The sequence below is a fragment of the Mycobacterium sp. E183 genome, from assembly GCF_001667735.1.
In the GTDB taxonomy this organism is placed as follows: domain Bacteria; phylum Actinomycetota; class Actinomycetes; order Mycobacteriales; family Mycobacteriaceae; genus Mycobacterium.
The window spans coordinates 1-13,703 of record NZ_LZJN01000211.1 but is presented as its reverse complement, the minus strand read 5'-3'; the positions used below and the strand labels follow the sequence as shown (position 1 = coordinate 13,703).

At 69.6% G+C, this 13,703-nt stretch carries 14 protein-coding genes and 3 pseudogenes; 9 read left to right on the top strand and 8 right to left on the bottom strand.

Going from position 1 to position 13,703, the window contains the following annotated elements:
- From A5691_RS26160 to A5691_RS26150, 3 genes and pseudogenes are all read right to left on the bottom strand, one after another.
- Positions 1-161, bottom strand: a pseudogene (locus A5691_RS26160) (PH domain-containing protein); the annotation flags it as partial.
- Between the two features lie 10 nt (positions 162-171).
- Entirely contained in the window at positions 172-978 is an 807-nt protein-coding gene (locus A5691_RS26155) for a biotin--[acetyl-CoA-carboxylase] ligase (RefSeq protein WP_067749395.1), read from the bottom strand.
- Between the two features lie 17 nt (positions 979-995).
- Entirely contained in the window at positions 996-2,552 is a 1,557-nt protein-coding gene (locus tag A5691_RS26150) for an FAD-binding protein (protein ID WP_068019025.1), read from the bottom strand.
- Between the two features lie 35 nt (positions 2,553-2,587).
- Between A5691_RS26150 and A5691_RS26145 the strand changes: the two genes are divergently transcribed.
- From A5691_RS26145 to A5691_RS26115, 7 genes are all read left to right on the top strand, one after another.
- Positions 2,588-4,228: an acyl-CoA carboxylase subunit beta gene (locus A5691_RS26145; protein ID WP_067749378.1), complete on the top strand. Its 1,641-nt coding sequence runs from the start codon at positions 2,588-2,590 to the stop codon at positions 4,226-4,228.
- Positions 4,225-4,494 (top strand): acyl-CoA carboxylase subunit epsilon, encoded by a 270-nt coding sequence (locus A5691_RS26140; RefSeq protein ID WP_197499119.1) that lies wholly within the window; start codon positions 4,225-4,227, stop codon positions 4,492-4,494. Before A5691_RS26145 ends, A5691_RS26140 begins: the two co-directional genes overlap by 4 nt.
- Positions 4,491-5,141, top strand: coding sequence for a nucleoside triphosphate pyrophosphatase (locus A5691_RS26135; protein ID WP_067783233.1), 651 nt, complete (start codon positions 4,491-4,493; stop codon positions 5,139-5,141). Before A5691_RS26140 ends, A5691_RS26135 begins: the two co-directional genes overlap by 4 nt.
- Positions 5,142-5,240: 99 nt before the next feature.
- Positions 5,241-6,134 carry a sulfurtransferase gene (locus A5691_RS26130; protein WP_068019022.1) on the top strand — a complete coding sequence of 298 codons (894 nt, stop codon included), beginning with the start codon at positions 5,241-5,243 and terminating at the stop codon, positions 6,132-6,134.
- The gene (locus A5691_RS26125; RefSeq protein ID WP_067783228.1) at positions 6,131-6,568 is read left to right on the top strand and encodes a SufE family protein; all 438 of its coding nucleotides are present in this window, start codon (positions 6,131-6,133) and stop codon (positions 6,566-6,568) included. Before A5691_RS26130 ends, A5691_RS26125 begins: the two co-directional genes overlap by 4 nt.
- A 108-nt stretch (positions 6,569-6,676) precedes the next feature.
- Positions 6,677-8,470: an acetyl/propionyl/methylcrotonyl-CoA carboxylase subunit alpha gene (locus tag A5691_RS26120; protein WP_067783225.1), complete on the top strand. Its 1,794-nt coding sequence runs from the start codon at positions 6,677-6,679 to the stop codon at positions 8,468-8,470.
- A 175-nt stretch (positions 8,471-8,645) separates the two neighbouring features.
- Positions 8,646-9,071, top strand: coding sequence for an STAS domain-containing protein (locus A5691_RS26115; protein WP_067749355.1), 426 nt, complete (start codon positions 8,646-8,648; stop codon positions 9,069-9,071).
- Here the strand turns inward: A5691_RS26115 and A5691_RS26110 are convergent.
- The 4 genes from A5691_RS26110 to A5691_RS26095 form a co-directional block, all read right to left on the bottom strand.
- A complete protein-coding gene (locus A5691_RS26110) occupies positions 9,042-9,830 on the bottom strand; it encodes an RNA polymerase sigma factor SigF (RefSeq protein ID WP_067749352.1) in 789 nt (262 codons plus the stop codon). The genes A5691_RS26115 and A5691_RS26110 overlap by 30 nt on opposite strands.
- Positions 9,827-10,264 carry an ATP-binding protein gene (locus A5691_RS26105; protein ID WP_067749350.1) on the bottom strand — a complete coding sequence of 146 codons (438 nt, stop codon included), beginning with the start codon at positions 10,262-10,264 and terminating at the stop codon, positions 9,827-9,829. The genes A5691_RS26110 and A5691_RS26105 overlap by 4 nt, the downstream gene beginning before the upstream one ends.
- A 359-nt stretch (positions 10,265-10,623) precedes the next feature.
- Positions 10,624-10,935, bottom strand: coding sequence for a protein UsfY (gene usfY / locus A5691_RS26100; protein ID WP_067749347.1), 312 nt, complete (start codon positions 10,933-10,935; stop codon positions 10,624-10,626).
- A gap of 96 nt (positions 10,936-11,031) precedes the next feature.
- Complete coding sequence (locus A5691_RS26095) at positions 11,032-11,415, bottom strand: hypothetical protein (protein ID WP_067749344.1); 384 nt, start codon at positions 11,413-11,415, stop codon at positions 11,032-11,034.
- Between the two features lie 299 nt (positions 11,416-11,714).
- Between A5691_RS26095 and A5691_RS26090 the strand changes: the two genes are divergently transcribed.
- Together A5691_RS26090 and A5691_RS26085 are read left to right on the top strand one after the other, a co-directional pair.
- The gene (locus A5691_RS26090) at positions 11,715-12,386 is read left to right on the top strand and encodes a TetR/AcrR family transcriptional regulator (RefSeq protein ID WP_067749339.1); all 672 of its coding nucleotides are present in this window, start codon (positions 11,715-11,717) and stop codon (positions 12,384-12,386) included.
- Positions 12,387-12,424: 38 nt separating this feature from the next.
- Positions 12,425-13,454: pseudogene (locus tag A5691_RS26085) on the top strand (DEAD/DEAH box helicase); the annotation flags it as partial.
- 80 nt (positions 13,455-13,534) lie between these two features.
- On the opposite strand, the pseudogene A5691_RS29245 reads toward A5691_RS26085, so the two are convergent.
- Positions 13,535-13,675: pseudogene (locus A5691_RS29245) on the bottom strand (helicase-related protein); the annotation flags it as partial.
- Positions 13,676-13,703 lie beyond the last annotated feature (28 nt).

The window sequence follows — 13,703 nt, the reverse complement described above, 5'->3', positions numbered from 1 at the left end:
AGCTGGCTCCAGTGCGTCGAGTTGAGGTATCCCGACCCGAACGCCGCGATCGCGGTCACCAGCAAAAGGACGACGACCGGCCAGATCAGCCGCTTCCAGTGCGGGTGGCGGTGGATGATCACCTGCTCGCCGGCGGCCAGGACGTTATCCGGATAGCTCACCTGCCAGAAGCTACCGCAGATGCACCACGTCACCGGCCGAAACGACGACCGTCTGTCCCCCACTTTCGATGCACAACCTGCCCTGGTCGTCGACCGCGCTCGCGTCCCCGACCACCTCTTTGCCACCCGGCAGGTGCGCCCGCACCCGCGCGCCGACCGTCAGGCTGCGCGCCCGGTAGTCGGCCGCCAGCGCCCAGTCGGCCCCGCGCGCGGCGCGCCAGGCCACGATCCGCCGCCCGAGTTCCTTCAACAGCCCGCACACCAGCCGGGTCCGGTCGGGCGCCGGCACGCCCAAGTCGACCAGCGAGGTGGCCCCCTCGACATCGGCCGGTGCCTCAAACACGTTGAGCCCCAAGCCGATTACCACCACCGGCCGCGCCACCTCGGCCAGGATGCCCGCCAGTTTGCCCGGGGGGTCCCCCGCCAGCACGTCGTTGGGCCACTTGAGCCCCACCCGAACGCCGTCGAGCAGCGGGGCCAACGTGTCCACCACCGCCACCCCGGTGGCCAGCGGCAGCCAGCCCCACCCGGAGGTCGGCACGTCGACGATGCTGACGGCGACCGACATCGTGAGCTGGGCCCGCGGGGTGGCAGACCAGCCGCGGCCGTGGCGCCCGCGCCCGGCGGTCTGGTGCTCGGCGACGAGCACGGCCCCGGCGACGTCGGTCCCGGACGCGGCGCGGGCCAGCAGGTCGGCGTTGGTGGAACCGGTTTCGTCGACGACGTCGAGCCGGCGCCAGCCCAGCCCGGTGCCGATCAGCTCGGCTCGTAATGCGGCCTGGTCCAACGGTGGCCGGAGCTGGTCTCGGTCTGTCACTGGACCCAGCCTAGGACTCAGCGGCGCCGGCGGCTCCTGACGTCGAGCATGTCCAGGACGGCCAGGTGGCTGAACAGCATGCTGGTCCCGATCGGGTTGCCGCCGCCGGGATACGCCGTGCCGCTGGGCGCGGCCATCGTGTTGCCTGCGGCGTAGAGGCCGGGTATGGGATTGCCGGACGTGTCGAGCACCCGGGCGGCGGCGTCGGTGCGCAGGCCGCCCTTGGTGCCCAGATCGGAGATCCCGAACGCCGCGGCGTGGTACGGCGGGCGTTCGATGGGCACCAGCGGCGAGGCGCCGCCCGAGAAGGCGCGGTCGAAAGCCTCGTCGCCCCTGCCGAAGTCCTCGTCGACGCCCGTGGCGGCAAAACCGTTGAACCGGGCCACCGTTGCCGCCAGCCGCCCGCCCGGCACGCCGATCTTGTCCGCCAGTTCCTCCAAGGTGTCCGCGGTGTGCCACAGGCCGGCGGCGACGTACTTCCCGGTCTCGACGATGGACACGTTGGCCGCCTTCACCGGGGGCACCTCGCCGTCGGAGTCGTCGTAGATCATCCAGTACGGCAACGTGATTGAACCGTCCTGCAGTTGCGCGATGATCTCGCGGCCCGCCCGGTCGTACGCCTGGGACTCGTTGACGAACCGGTCGCCGTCCTGGTTGACGAAGATGCCGCCGGTGAACCACAGCGCGAACGCGGACCGCCCGTCGGGATGGGTCATGCCCGGTGACCACCACGCCTGGTCCAGCAGGTCGGTGTCGGCGCCCGCGGCGATGCCGGCCCGCAGCGCCAGGCCGCGACTTCCCGGGCCGCCCATGGTGTCTCGCGCGGTGCCGGGCACCCCGAATTCGCGGCGCATCTCCTCGTTGTTCTCGAAGCCGCCGGCGGCCAGCAGCACGCCCAGCCGGGTGCGGATGGCCCGCCGCTCGCCGCCGCTCTCCACGATCGCCCCGGTCACCGCCCCGTCGGAAAGGACGAGCTCGACCAGGGCGGTGTCGCGCTGTAGCGCCGCGTTCGGGTACTGAGCGATCGCCGTGAGGAACCGAGCGATCAGGGCGCGGCCGCCGAGGTAGTAGTCCGAGGGTGGTTCGGCCCCGAGCCGGTCGGTGTCCAACGGCCCGCGGATCACCTCCCGCAGTTCGGGGGCGGCGGCCACCTTCCAGGGCTTCGCGGCGATGTGGCGCTGACCGTCCAGCCGCGCCTTCGGCGCCTTGCCGTAGTAGTCGGGCCAGGGCAGGGGCACGAACTTCAGGTGGGGGTCGGCCTCCAGGTATTCGATCAGCGGGGCCCCGCCGCGGACATACGCCTCCTGCAGCTCGCGCGGGGTGCGGTCACCGACCACGGCCCGGTAGTAGGTGAGCGCGTCCTCGATGGTGTCGTCGACGCCGGCCCGCAGCAGCACCGGATTGCACGGGAACCAGACGCCGCCGCCACCGGAGTAGGCGGTGGTACCGCCGAATTTCGACGTCGCCTCCACCAGCAGCACGTCCAGGCCCTCGCGTGCCGCGGTGTAGGCGCCGGTGACGCCTCCGCCGCCCGACCCGGCGACCAGCACGTCGCATTCGGTCGCCCAGTCCATCAGCGGAGACTAGCGCGCCGCTAAGCTCGGATCCCATGACAAGCGTTACCGACCACACCGCAGAGCCGGCCGCTGAGCACACGATCGACATCCACACCACCGCAGGCAAGCTGGCCGAACTCCACAAGCGCCGCGAGGAATCGCTGCACCCGGTGGGCGAAGAGGCCGTCGAGAAGGTGCACGCCAAGGGCAAGCTGACCGCCCGCGAGCGCATCCTCGCCCTGCTCGACGAGGACTCGTTCGTCGAGCTCGACGCGCTGGCCCGGCACCGCAGCAAGAACTTCGGCCTGGAGAACAACCGCCCCCTCGGCGACGGGGTGATCACCGGTTACGGCACCATCGACGGCCGCGACGTGTGCATCTTCAGCCAGGACGCCACGGTGTTCGGCGGCAGCCTGGGCGAGGTGTACGGCGAGAAGATCGTCAAGGTGCAGGAGCTGGCGATCAAGACCGGCCGCCCGCTGATCGGCATCAACGACGGGGCCGGCGCCCGCATCCAGGAGGGCGTCGTCTCGCTCGGCCTGTACAGCAAGATCTTCCGGAACAACATCCTGGCCTCCGGCGTGATCCCGCAGATCTCGCTGATCATGGGCGCGGCCGCCGGCGGGCACGTCTACTCCCCCGCCCTGACCGACTTCGTGGTGATGGTCGACCAGACCAGCCAGATGTTCATCACCGGGCCGGACGTCATCAAGACCGTCACCGGCGAGGACGTCACGATGGAGGAACTCGGCGGGGCGCATACCCACATGGCCAAGTCGGGCACCCTGCACTACGTCGCCTCCGGCGAGCAGGACGCCTTCGACTGGGTGCGGGACCTGCTGAGCTACCTGCCGCCGAACAACGCCACCGACGCACCGCGCTACGCCGAGCCCATCCCGGAGGGCGCGATCGAGGACAACCTCACCGAGGAGGACCTCGAGCTGGACACGCTGATCCCGGACTCGGCCAACCAGCCCTACGACATGCACGAGGTGATCACCCGCATCCTCGACGACGACGAGTTCCTGGAGATCCAGAACGGCTACGCCACCAACATCGTCGTCGGGTTCGGCCGCATCGAGGGCCGGCCGGTCGGCATCGTGGCCAACCAGCCCACCCAGTTCGCCGGCTGCCTGGACATCAACGCCTCGGAGAAGGCGGCGCGGTTCGTGCGCACCTGCGACTGCTTCAACATCCCGATCATCATGCTGGTGGACGTCCCGGGTTTCCTGCCGGGAACCGGCCAGGAATACAACGGCATCATCCGGCGCGGCGCCAAGCTGCTGTTCGCCTACGGCGAGGCCACCGTTCCGAAGATAACCGTCATCACCCGCAAGGCCTACGGCGGCGCGTACTGCGTCATGGGCTCCAAGGACATGGGCTGCGACGTCAACATCGCCTGGCCGACCGCGCAGATCGCGGTGATGGGCGCCTCCGGGGCCGTCGGCTTCGTCTACCGCAAGCAGCTGGCCGAGGCGGCCAAGGAGGGCAAAGACGTCGACGCCCTGCGGCTGGAGCTGCAGCAGGAGTACGAGGACACCCTGGTCAATCCGTACGTCGCCGCCGAGCGGGGATACGTCGACGCGGTCATCCCGCCGTCGCACACGCGCGGCTACATCGGCACCGCGCTGCGGCTGCTGGAACGCAAGATCGCGCACCTGCCGCCCAAGAAGCACGGGAACATCCCGCTGTGAGCGACGAGATGAGCGACGAAAACGGTTCCGAGACAACCGAAACCACGCACGGGCCGCACGAGCCGCACATCCAGGTCCTCAAGGGTCAACCGACCGACGCGGAGCTGGCCGCGCTGGTCACCGCGCTCGGCGTCGTGGGCGGCCCCGCCCCCGAGCCCGGCGAGCCCGAGCGCACGCGCTGGGGCCTGCCGGTGGACCGGCTGCGGTTCGCGATGTCCAACTACCAGCGGCTCACCTTCCAGCAGATGACACACATGAAGCATTGACCCGCCTGGTCCTCGGTTCGGCCTCGTCGGGCCGCCGCAAGGTGCTGCGCCAGGCCGGCATCGATCCGCTGGTCGCGGTCTCCGGGGTGGACGAGGACGCCCTCCTCGCCGCCCTGGGACCCGACGCCGGCCCGGCCGAGGTGGTGTGCGCGCTGGCGGCGGCCAAGGCCGAACAGGTGGCGGGCGCGCTGGACGGCGACGTCGCCGCCGATTGCGTTGTCCTCGGCTGTGATTCGATGCTGGACCTCGACGGAGAGCTGTGCGGCAAGCCCGGCTCGGCCGACGCCGCGACGGCCCAGTGGCGCCGCATGGCCGGCCGCTCCGGCCTGCTGCATACCGGGCACTGCCTGCTGCGCCTGAGCGGCGGCGCGATCACCCATCGTGAAGTGGAATCCGCTTGCACCACAGTGTATTTCGCCGCCCCCACGGATGCGGACCTGCGGGCCTACGTCGCCGCAGGCGAGCCCCTGCAGGTGGCCGGCGGGTTCACCCTCGACGGGCTGGGCGGCTGGTTCGTCGACGGCATCGAGGGCGACCCTTCGAACGTGATCGGCGTGAGCCTGCCGCTGCTGCGGTCGTTGCTGGCCCGCGTCGGGCTCTCGGTGGCGCAGCTGTGGACGGTGAGCAACGGAAACCGCGAGACATAAACCACGGCGGCCTTCGCCGGCGTGTCGTCGCAGACGTCTATGTGTCGCGACAGCCAATGGCGCTCGGGGCCCTTGCGGCGCTGACGGTAGGCTCGGGTTGTGGCATTACCCCCGGATCCAAGCCCGACCCTGACGGACTACGCCCACCCCGAACGGCTGGTCACCGCCGACTGGCTGTCGGCCAACATGGGCACCCCCGGCCTGGTGATCGTCGAATCCGACGAGGACGTCTTGCTCTACGACGTCGGCCATATCCCCGGCGCGGTCAAGATCGACTGGCACACCGACCTCAACGACCCGACCGTCCGCGACTACATCAACGGCGAGCAGTTCGCCGAATTGATGGACCGCAAAGGGATCTCGCGCGACGACACCGTGGTGATCTACGGCGACAAGTGCAACTGGTGGGCCGCGTACGCGCTGTGGGTCTTCACGCTGTTCGGCCATTCCGACGTGCGCCTGCTCAACGGCGGGCGCGACCTGTGGCTGGCCGAGCGCCGGGAGACCACCCTGGACGTGCCGACCAAGACCTCCTCCGGCTATCCCGTCGTCACGCGCAACGACGCGCCCATCCGGGCGTACAAGGACGACGTGCTGGCCATTCTGGGCGGCCAGCCCCTGATCGACGTGCGCTCGCCGGACGAGTACACCGGCAAGCGCACCCACATGCCCGAATACCCCGAGGAGGGCGTGCTGCGCGGCGGCCACATCCCCACCGCCCGGTCCATCCCCTGGGCTAAGGCCGTCGATGAAAGCGGCCGATTCCGCAGCCGCGAGGAGCTCGAGGAGATCTACGGCTTCATCGAGCCCGACGACAAGACGGTCGTCTACTGCCGCATCGGCGAGCGGTCCAGCCACACCTGGTTCGTGCTCACGTACCTGCTGGGCAAGCCCGGCGTGCGCAACTACGACGGATCGTGGACGGAGTGGGGCAACACCGTGCGCACGCCGATCGTCGCCGGCGAAGAGCCGGGGGCCGTTCCGGTCCGATGAGCCTGCCCGCGCCCCTGGCCGAGGTGGTGTCCGACTTCGCAGAAGTCGAGGGCCAGGACAAGCTGGCGCTGCTGCTCGAATTCGCCAACGACCTGCCACCCCTGCCGCCCGAACTCGAGGAGCGGGCCATGGAGCCCGTCCCCGAGTGTCAGACCCCGCTGTTCCTGCACGTCGATGCGAGCGACCGGGACCGGGTGCGGTTGCACTTCAGCGCCCCCGCCGAGGCGCCCACCACGCGCGGGTTCGCGTCGATCCTCGCGGCCGGACTCGACGAGCAACCCGCCGCCGACATCCTGGCGGTGCCCGAGGATTTCTACACCGACCTGGGCCTGGCCGCGCTGATCAGCCCGCTGCGGTTGCGGGGCATGTCGGCGATGCTCGCCCGCATCAAGCGGCGGCTGCGCGAGTCAGGCCAGAATTCCGGCACCGCCTGATCGGCCTGACGGCGCGGCGCTTAGACTTCCCTGGAGTTGTAAGAAACTCTCTTAAAGAAGCCCAAGGCGGAAACACGTCCGCTTCAGATCTGCCAAACAGGAGGCGCAGTGGCTAGTCACGCCAGCTCGAGGATCTCCAAAGTGCTTGTCGCCAACCGCGGCGAGATCGCTGTCCGGGTGATCCGCGCGGCCCGCGATGCGGGCCTGGCCAGCGTGGCGGTGTACGCCGAGCCCGATGCCGACGCGCCGCACGTGCGGCTCGCCGACGAGGCGTTCGCCCTGGGCGGCCAGACCTCCGCCGAGTCCTACCTGGACATCGGCAAGCTCCTCGACGCGGCGGCCAAGTCGGGCGCCAACGCCATCCACCCCGGCTACGGGTTCCTCTCGGAGAACGCCGATTTCGCCCAGGCGGTCATCGACGCCGGCCTGATCTGGATCGGCCCGAGCCCCCAGTCGATCCGCGACCTCGGTGACAAGGTCACCGCCCGCCACATCGCCGCCCGCGCCCAGGCCCCGCTGGTGCCGGGCACCCCGGACCCGGTCAAGGACGCCGACGAGGTGGTGGCCTTCGCCGAGGAGTACGGCGTGCCGATCGCCATCAAGGCGGCCTTCGGTGGCGGCGGCCGCGGCATGAAGGTGGCGCGCACCATCGAGGAGATCCCGCACCTGTACGAGTCGGCGGTGCGCGAGGCCGTCGCCGCCTTCGGTCGCGGCGAGTGCTTCGTCGAGCGCTACCTGGACAAGCCCCGCCACGTCGAGGCGCAGGTGATCGCCGACCAGCACGGCAACGTCATCGTGGCCGGCACCCGAGACTGCTCCCTGCAGCGCCGCTTCCAAAAGCTGGTCGAGGAGGCGCCCGCGCCGTTCCTCACCGACGCGCAGCGCAAGGAGATCCACGAGTCGGCCAAGCGCATCTGCAAGGAGGCGCACTACTACGGCGCCGGCACGGTCGAGTACCTGGTCGGCCAGGACGGCCTGATCTCGTTCCTGGAGGTCAACACCCGCCTGCAGGTCGAGCACCCGGTCACCGAGGAGACCTCCGGCATCGACCTGGTGTTGCAGCAGTTCAAGATCGCCAACGGCGAAAAGCTGGACCTCACCGAGGATCCCACGCCGCGCGGCCACGCCATCGAGTTCCGGATCAACGGCGAGGACGCCGGCCGCGGCTTCCTGCCGGCGCCCGGCCCGGTCACCCGGTACGACACGCCCAGTGGGCCGGGGGTCCGGCTGGATTCCGGTGTCGAAGCCGGATCGGTGATCGGCGGCCAGTTCGACTCGATGCTGGCCAAGCTGATCGTGTACGGCGCCACCCGCGAAGAAGCCCTGGCCCGCTCGCGGCGGGCCCTCGACGAATTCCACGTCGAGGGGCTGGCCACCGTGATCCCGTTCCACCGCGCGGTGGTGTCCGACCCGGCGTTCATCGGCGACGGCGACGGCTTCTCGGTGCACACGCGCTGGATCGAGACCGAATGGAACAACACCATCGAGCCGTTCACCGGCGGCGAGCCCCTGGACGAGGAGGACGCCCGGCCCCGCCAGACGGTGGTCGTCGAGGTGGGCGGTCGCCGGCTCGAGGTATCGCTGCCCGGCGACCTGGCGCTGTCCAACGGTTCCGCCGACCCGGCCGGGGTCATCCGCAAGAAGCCCAAGCCGCGCAAGCGCGGGGCGCACTCGGGTGCCGCCGCCTCCGGCGACGCGGTGACCGCGCCGATGCAGGGCACCGTGGTCAAGGTCGCGGTCGAGGAGGGGCAGGAGGTCGCCGCCGGCGACCTGGTCGTCGTCCTCGAGGCGATGAAGATGGAGAACCCGGTCACCGCGCACAAGGACGGCGTCATCACCGGACTCGCGGTCGAGGCGGGCGCCGCCATCACCCAGGGCACGGTGCTCGCCGAGATCAAATAGCGATCGGACAATAATCCTGGGAAACAGTTGTCGGCCCGGTCCGGCGCGGGTACCGTTCGGGGCAGGTTGAGTTCACAGCCGTCCGGATCACGTAAGGGCGCGGGAAGGTGAACTCACTTGTTCTCAGCCTCGATCGACGCCTGACGTCTTCCGCAGCACACATCCTGCTCTACGGATGGAGTCAGTAATGTCTGTGGCCCAATCTTGGCAACACAGCCGCGCGGCGCAATTCACCGCGCGCTGGTACCCGTCGGGGACACTGATCACGGTGGACGGCGAGCTCGACGCCGCCAACGCGGATCAGCTCGCGGCGTACGTGCGAAACGCCATCGCCAGTTCCCAGCGCGTGATACTGGACCTGCGTGGCCTGAAATTCATTGGCACGGCCGGCTTTTCGGCACTGCACCGGATCAACGTCGTGTGCTCGGGCGCCCAAGCCGATTGGGCGATGGCGCCGAGCGCGGCGGTGGCGCGGTTGCTGCGCATCTGCGACCCCGACGGCACCCTCCCGGTGACGACGCCCGCGGCCGAGCCGTTGCTGGGATCCGCGGACGACGGGGAGCCGGAGTCCCTACTGCAACTGGTCGCGCAGCCGCGTTAGCGACTTGGCCAGCAGCCGGGACACGTGCATCTGCGAGATGCCCACCCGTTCGGCGATCTGGGTCTGCGTCATCGACTCGAAGAACCTGAGCACCAACACCGTTCGCTCCCGCTCCGGCAGCGCCTCGAGCAGGGGCCGCAACGACTCCTGATCCTCGATCCGGTCCAGACCGGTGTCGACGTCGCCCAGGGTGTCGGCGATCGCGCGGGCCTCGTCCTCCTCGCTGCCCCCACCGCTGTCGATGGACAGGGTGTTGTACGAGCTGCCCGCCACCAGGCCCTCGACGACCTCCTCGCGGTCCATGCCGAGTTCGGCGGCGAGCTCCGTGGCGGTGGGCGCCCGGCCCAGCCGCTGCGACAGCTCGGCGGTGGCGGTGCCGAGGCGCAGGTGCAGTTCCTTCAGGCGCCGGGGCACCTTCACCGACCAGCTGTTGTCGCGGAAGTGTCGGCGGACCTCGCCCATGATCGTGGGCACCGCGAACGACACGAAGTCGGACCCGGCCTCCACGTCGAACCGGACCACCGCGTTCACCAACCCGACCCGCGCCACCTGCACGAGGTCGTCGCGCGGTTCGCCGCGGCCCTCGAACCGGCGGGCGATGTGATCGGCCAGAGGCAGGCAGCGCTCGACGATCTTGTCCCGCTGGCGCTGAAATTCCATCGAGCCCGGGTCGACATCGGCCAGCTCGCGGAACATCGCCGGGACATCGGCGTATTCGTTCGGTCGAGAGACGGAACCCCCGGCAGCTGGTGGGGTCACCTGCTGGAGGCCGCCCGTCGCGCCGTCAGCGTGATACCGAACACGCTGCCGGTTTGGTTGGGTTCGCGACCATCGTGGAAAGTCTGGACGTCGTCGGCCAGGGACGTCAGCACGTGCCAGCTGAAGCTGCCGGGCGCCACCACGTCGTGCGTGTCGCACGCCGCGGACGCCTCGACGACCAACTGCTCGTCCTGCGGGTCGACCACCACGACCAGGGTCGCGTCGGGGGTGGCGCAGCGGATCAACCGGGTGCACACCTCGTCGACCGCGAGCCGCAGGTCTGCGACCGCGTCGAAGTCCAGGTCCTCGAAGGTGCCGATCGCACCGACCAGCGTCCGCAGCATCGCCAGGTTCTCCAGGCGCGCCGCAACGTGCAATTCGACGGCACGGTTACCGCGCTGGCGCTTGTGAGCGCGCACTCCCGCATCGTTCATCTGGTCTCCCGGCAACGGTTGACTACCACTACTACCACCCCTTAGTCCGCCGTGGACCGTACGCTCGAGCCGATCAGTCATGGCCGCCGCCGGAGACCGCCGGAACCGATCGGGCACGGCGGTTCGAGCGCGCGGCGGCGCTCGCCGGAATCGCGCTGGCTGTATTGGTTCTTCTGGCTGTAAGCATCTATGTCGGCGTGTCCGTGATCCTGGTCCCCATGATTGGGTGACCACGCTAACGCAACCGTTCCGGCACTCATCATGGTGCAGACCTGATACCCACTCGACGAGGCCGGTAACCGCGCAATTTGCCTCCTGGCAAAAAGGCGCGTTGCCCAGAACGGCCGGCGGGCAGACCGTCAGCTTGCGGGCCGCTGCCGGTATGCCTCGGGGTGCTCGGCATACCAGCGGTCCGCGATCCGGCGGATCCGGCGGTGCTCGACGGCCACCCACACCAGCCCCAGGACCGCGGCGATGATCGCAAGCACGCCCGCGGTCATCCCCTCGTGGTGGTGTCCGGTGCCGAAGGCCGCCAGGCTTCCGCACGCCCCGATCACGCCGGCCACCACCAGCAGATAACCGGGCCAGTGCAACACGTCGATCAACGACTCGCCGGCGAGCGGCCGCGTGGTCCTCAGATGGTCGACGGGGTCATGAAAGGTGTCTCCCATGGCTGCTCCTAGTGGAGAACTTATGACTCATGCGCAGCTCAATTAGGGTTGCACCCTCAACGGTAGATCCCCGGGAAGGCTTTTGGCGAGACCCGATCAGAGCGGCAGCGCGGGGCCCGCGATCGGCGCGACGCCCATGGCCACCATCAGCACCATCAGCGTGAAGAGAAACCACCCGGCGCCGTGCCATCCCCACCAGGTGCCCTCCGCCTTCCATACGCGGTAGGTGCGCAGGAAGGCCCACAGCCCGGCCGCCAGCAAGATGGCCGGTCCGCCCAGCGCCAGCAACGTCCGCTGCGGGGCACCGCAGGCCGCCGTGTCGACACCGGTGCCCGGGCAGGTGCTCACCCACAGCGCGGCCAGCACCAGGAAGCCGACCGCCGCGATCGCGGCGAGCACCGCGAACCGGATGGCGGCGCGCACTTCGCCGTCTTCCTGTCCCAAGCGATCGCCACCCGATCGCTCATCGGCTTTGTGCATCCGTATCCCTCATATCCCCCTGTGTGGCCAACGCCTTATTCATCGTTTGCTGCGTCGCAATAGTTACTCCGCAATGACAAATGTCCGACGACGGGGCGCTGCAATCGCGCTGGCACTTTGCGGATAGCGCATGGGAACAGATACCCCGCGGCAAACCCGGTGAAACCGGCGCGGGCTCAAGCGGCGGGCAGCGTCGACGATACCGTCAATTTTTCCGGCAATACCGCTGGCCAAGGGCGCGGAGCCCCGATGGTCACAATATGGTTGGTGTCTCAGAACCGATGAGTACTATCTCTCACATGCCGACAGCCCGAAGGCGCTTATCCCCCGAGGATCGACGCGCTGAGCTGCTCGCTTTGGGGGCAGAAGTCTTCGGAAAGCGACCCTACGACGAGGTGCGCATCGACGAGATCGCCGAGCGCGCCGGGGTGTCGCGTGCGCTGATGTATCACTACTTCCCCGACAAGCGGGCCTTCTTCGCCGCGGTGGTCAAGGACGAGGCCGACCGGCTGTACGAGACCACCAACATGGACGACGCCACCGGCCTCACGATGTACGAAGAGGTGCGCGTCGGCGTCATGGCCTACATGGCCTACCACGAGCAGAACCCGGAGGCCGCGTGGGCGGCCTACGTCGGGCTGGGCCGGTCGGACCCGGTTCTGCTGGGCGTCGACGACGAGGCCAAGAACCGCCAGCTCGAACACATCATGAGCCGCATCCACGACCTGGTGGCCAACATCTCCGGGGCGAAGCTGGAAGCCGACGTCGAGCGGGACCTCCGGGTGATCTGCCACGGCTGGCTGGCGTTCACCTTCGAGCTGTGCCGCCAGCGCATCATCGACCCGACGATCAACGCCGAACGCCTCGCCGACGCGTGTGCGCACTCGCTGTTCGACGCCATCGCCCGGGTGCCGGAGATCCCCGAGGAGCTGTCCCACGCGATGGCGACGGCACGGATCCAGCCGCGCTAGCCCGCGTACTTGTCGGTGCGCCTTGGCACCATGGTTAGGTGACCACCCGTGATCCGTTAGGCCGGTTCAGCGCGACCACGCGCGAATGGTTCACCAGCACGTTCGCCGGCCCCACCGCCGCGCAGGCCGAGGCCTGGGATGCCATCGCCGACGGCGACAACACGCTGGTGATCGCGCCGACCGGATCCGGCAAGACGCTCGCGGCATTCCTGTGGGCCCTGGATTCGCTCGCCGGCGCGGCCGAGCGCCCGGCCGGTACCCGCGTGCTGTACGTGTCTCCGCTCAAGGCGCTGGCGGTCGACGTCGAACGCAACCTGCGCACTCCGCTCGCGGGGCTCACCCGCATCGCCGAGCGGCACGGCCTGCCGCCACCGGCCATCAGCGTCGGCGTCCGGTCCGGCGACACCCCGCCCGCCGAACGCCGTCAGCTCATCGCGCGGCCACCCGACGTGCTGATCACCACGCCCGAGTCGCTGTTCCTGATGCTCACCTCGGCCGCCCGCGAGACCCTGGCCGGCGTGCAGACGGTGATCGTCGACGAGATCCACGCCATCGCCGCGGGCAAGCGGGGCGCGCACCTGGCGCTGTCGCTGGAGCGGCTCGACGAACTGCGGGAGGGGCCGCCAGCGCAGCGCATCGGGCTGTCGGCGACGGTGCGCCCGCCCGAGGAGCTCGCCCGGTTCCTTTCCGGGCAGCAGCCGACCACCATCGTGGCCCCCCGCGCGGCCAAGACCGTCGAGTTGACGGTGCAGGTGCCGGTGCCCGACATGGCCAACCTGGCCAACAACAGCATCTGGCCCGACGTCGAGGCGCGGCTGGTCGACCTGATCGAGGCGCACAACTCGACGATCGTGTTCGCCAACTCGCGGCGACTGGCCGAGCGGCTCACCGCGCGGCTGAACGAGATTCACGCCGAACGCTGCGGTCTGGGCCTGTCCGGCGAGACCAACACCAAGGTGGCGGGCGGGGCGCCCGCCCACATCATGGGCAGCGGCCAGACCTACGGCGCCGAGCCGCTGTTGGCGCGCGCCCACCACGGCTCGGTCAGCAAGGAACAGCGCGCCCTGGGACACCTCGCCGACCTGGTGGCCGGCCCGCCCGATGCGTTGCAGGCCGCTGGCCACCGACGGCGGCGCCTCGACCTGGATCACCAGGTCGACCGCGCCCATGTCGATGCCGAGCTCCAGGCTCGACGTCGCGACCACGGCCTTGAGCAGGCCGCGCTTGAGGTCCTCTTCGACCAGGGCGCGCTGTTCCTTGCTGACCGAGCCGTGGTGGGCGCGCGCCAACAGCGGCTCGGCGCCGTAGGTCTGGCCG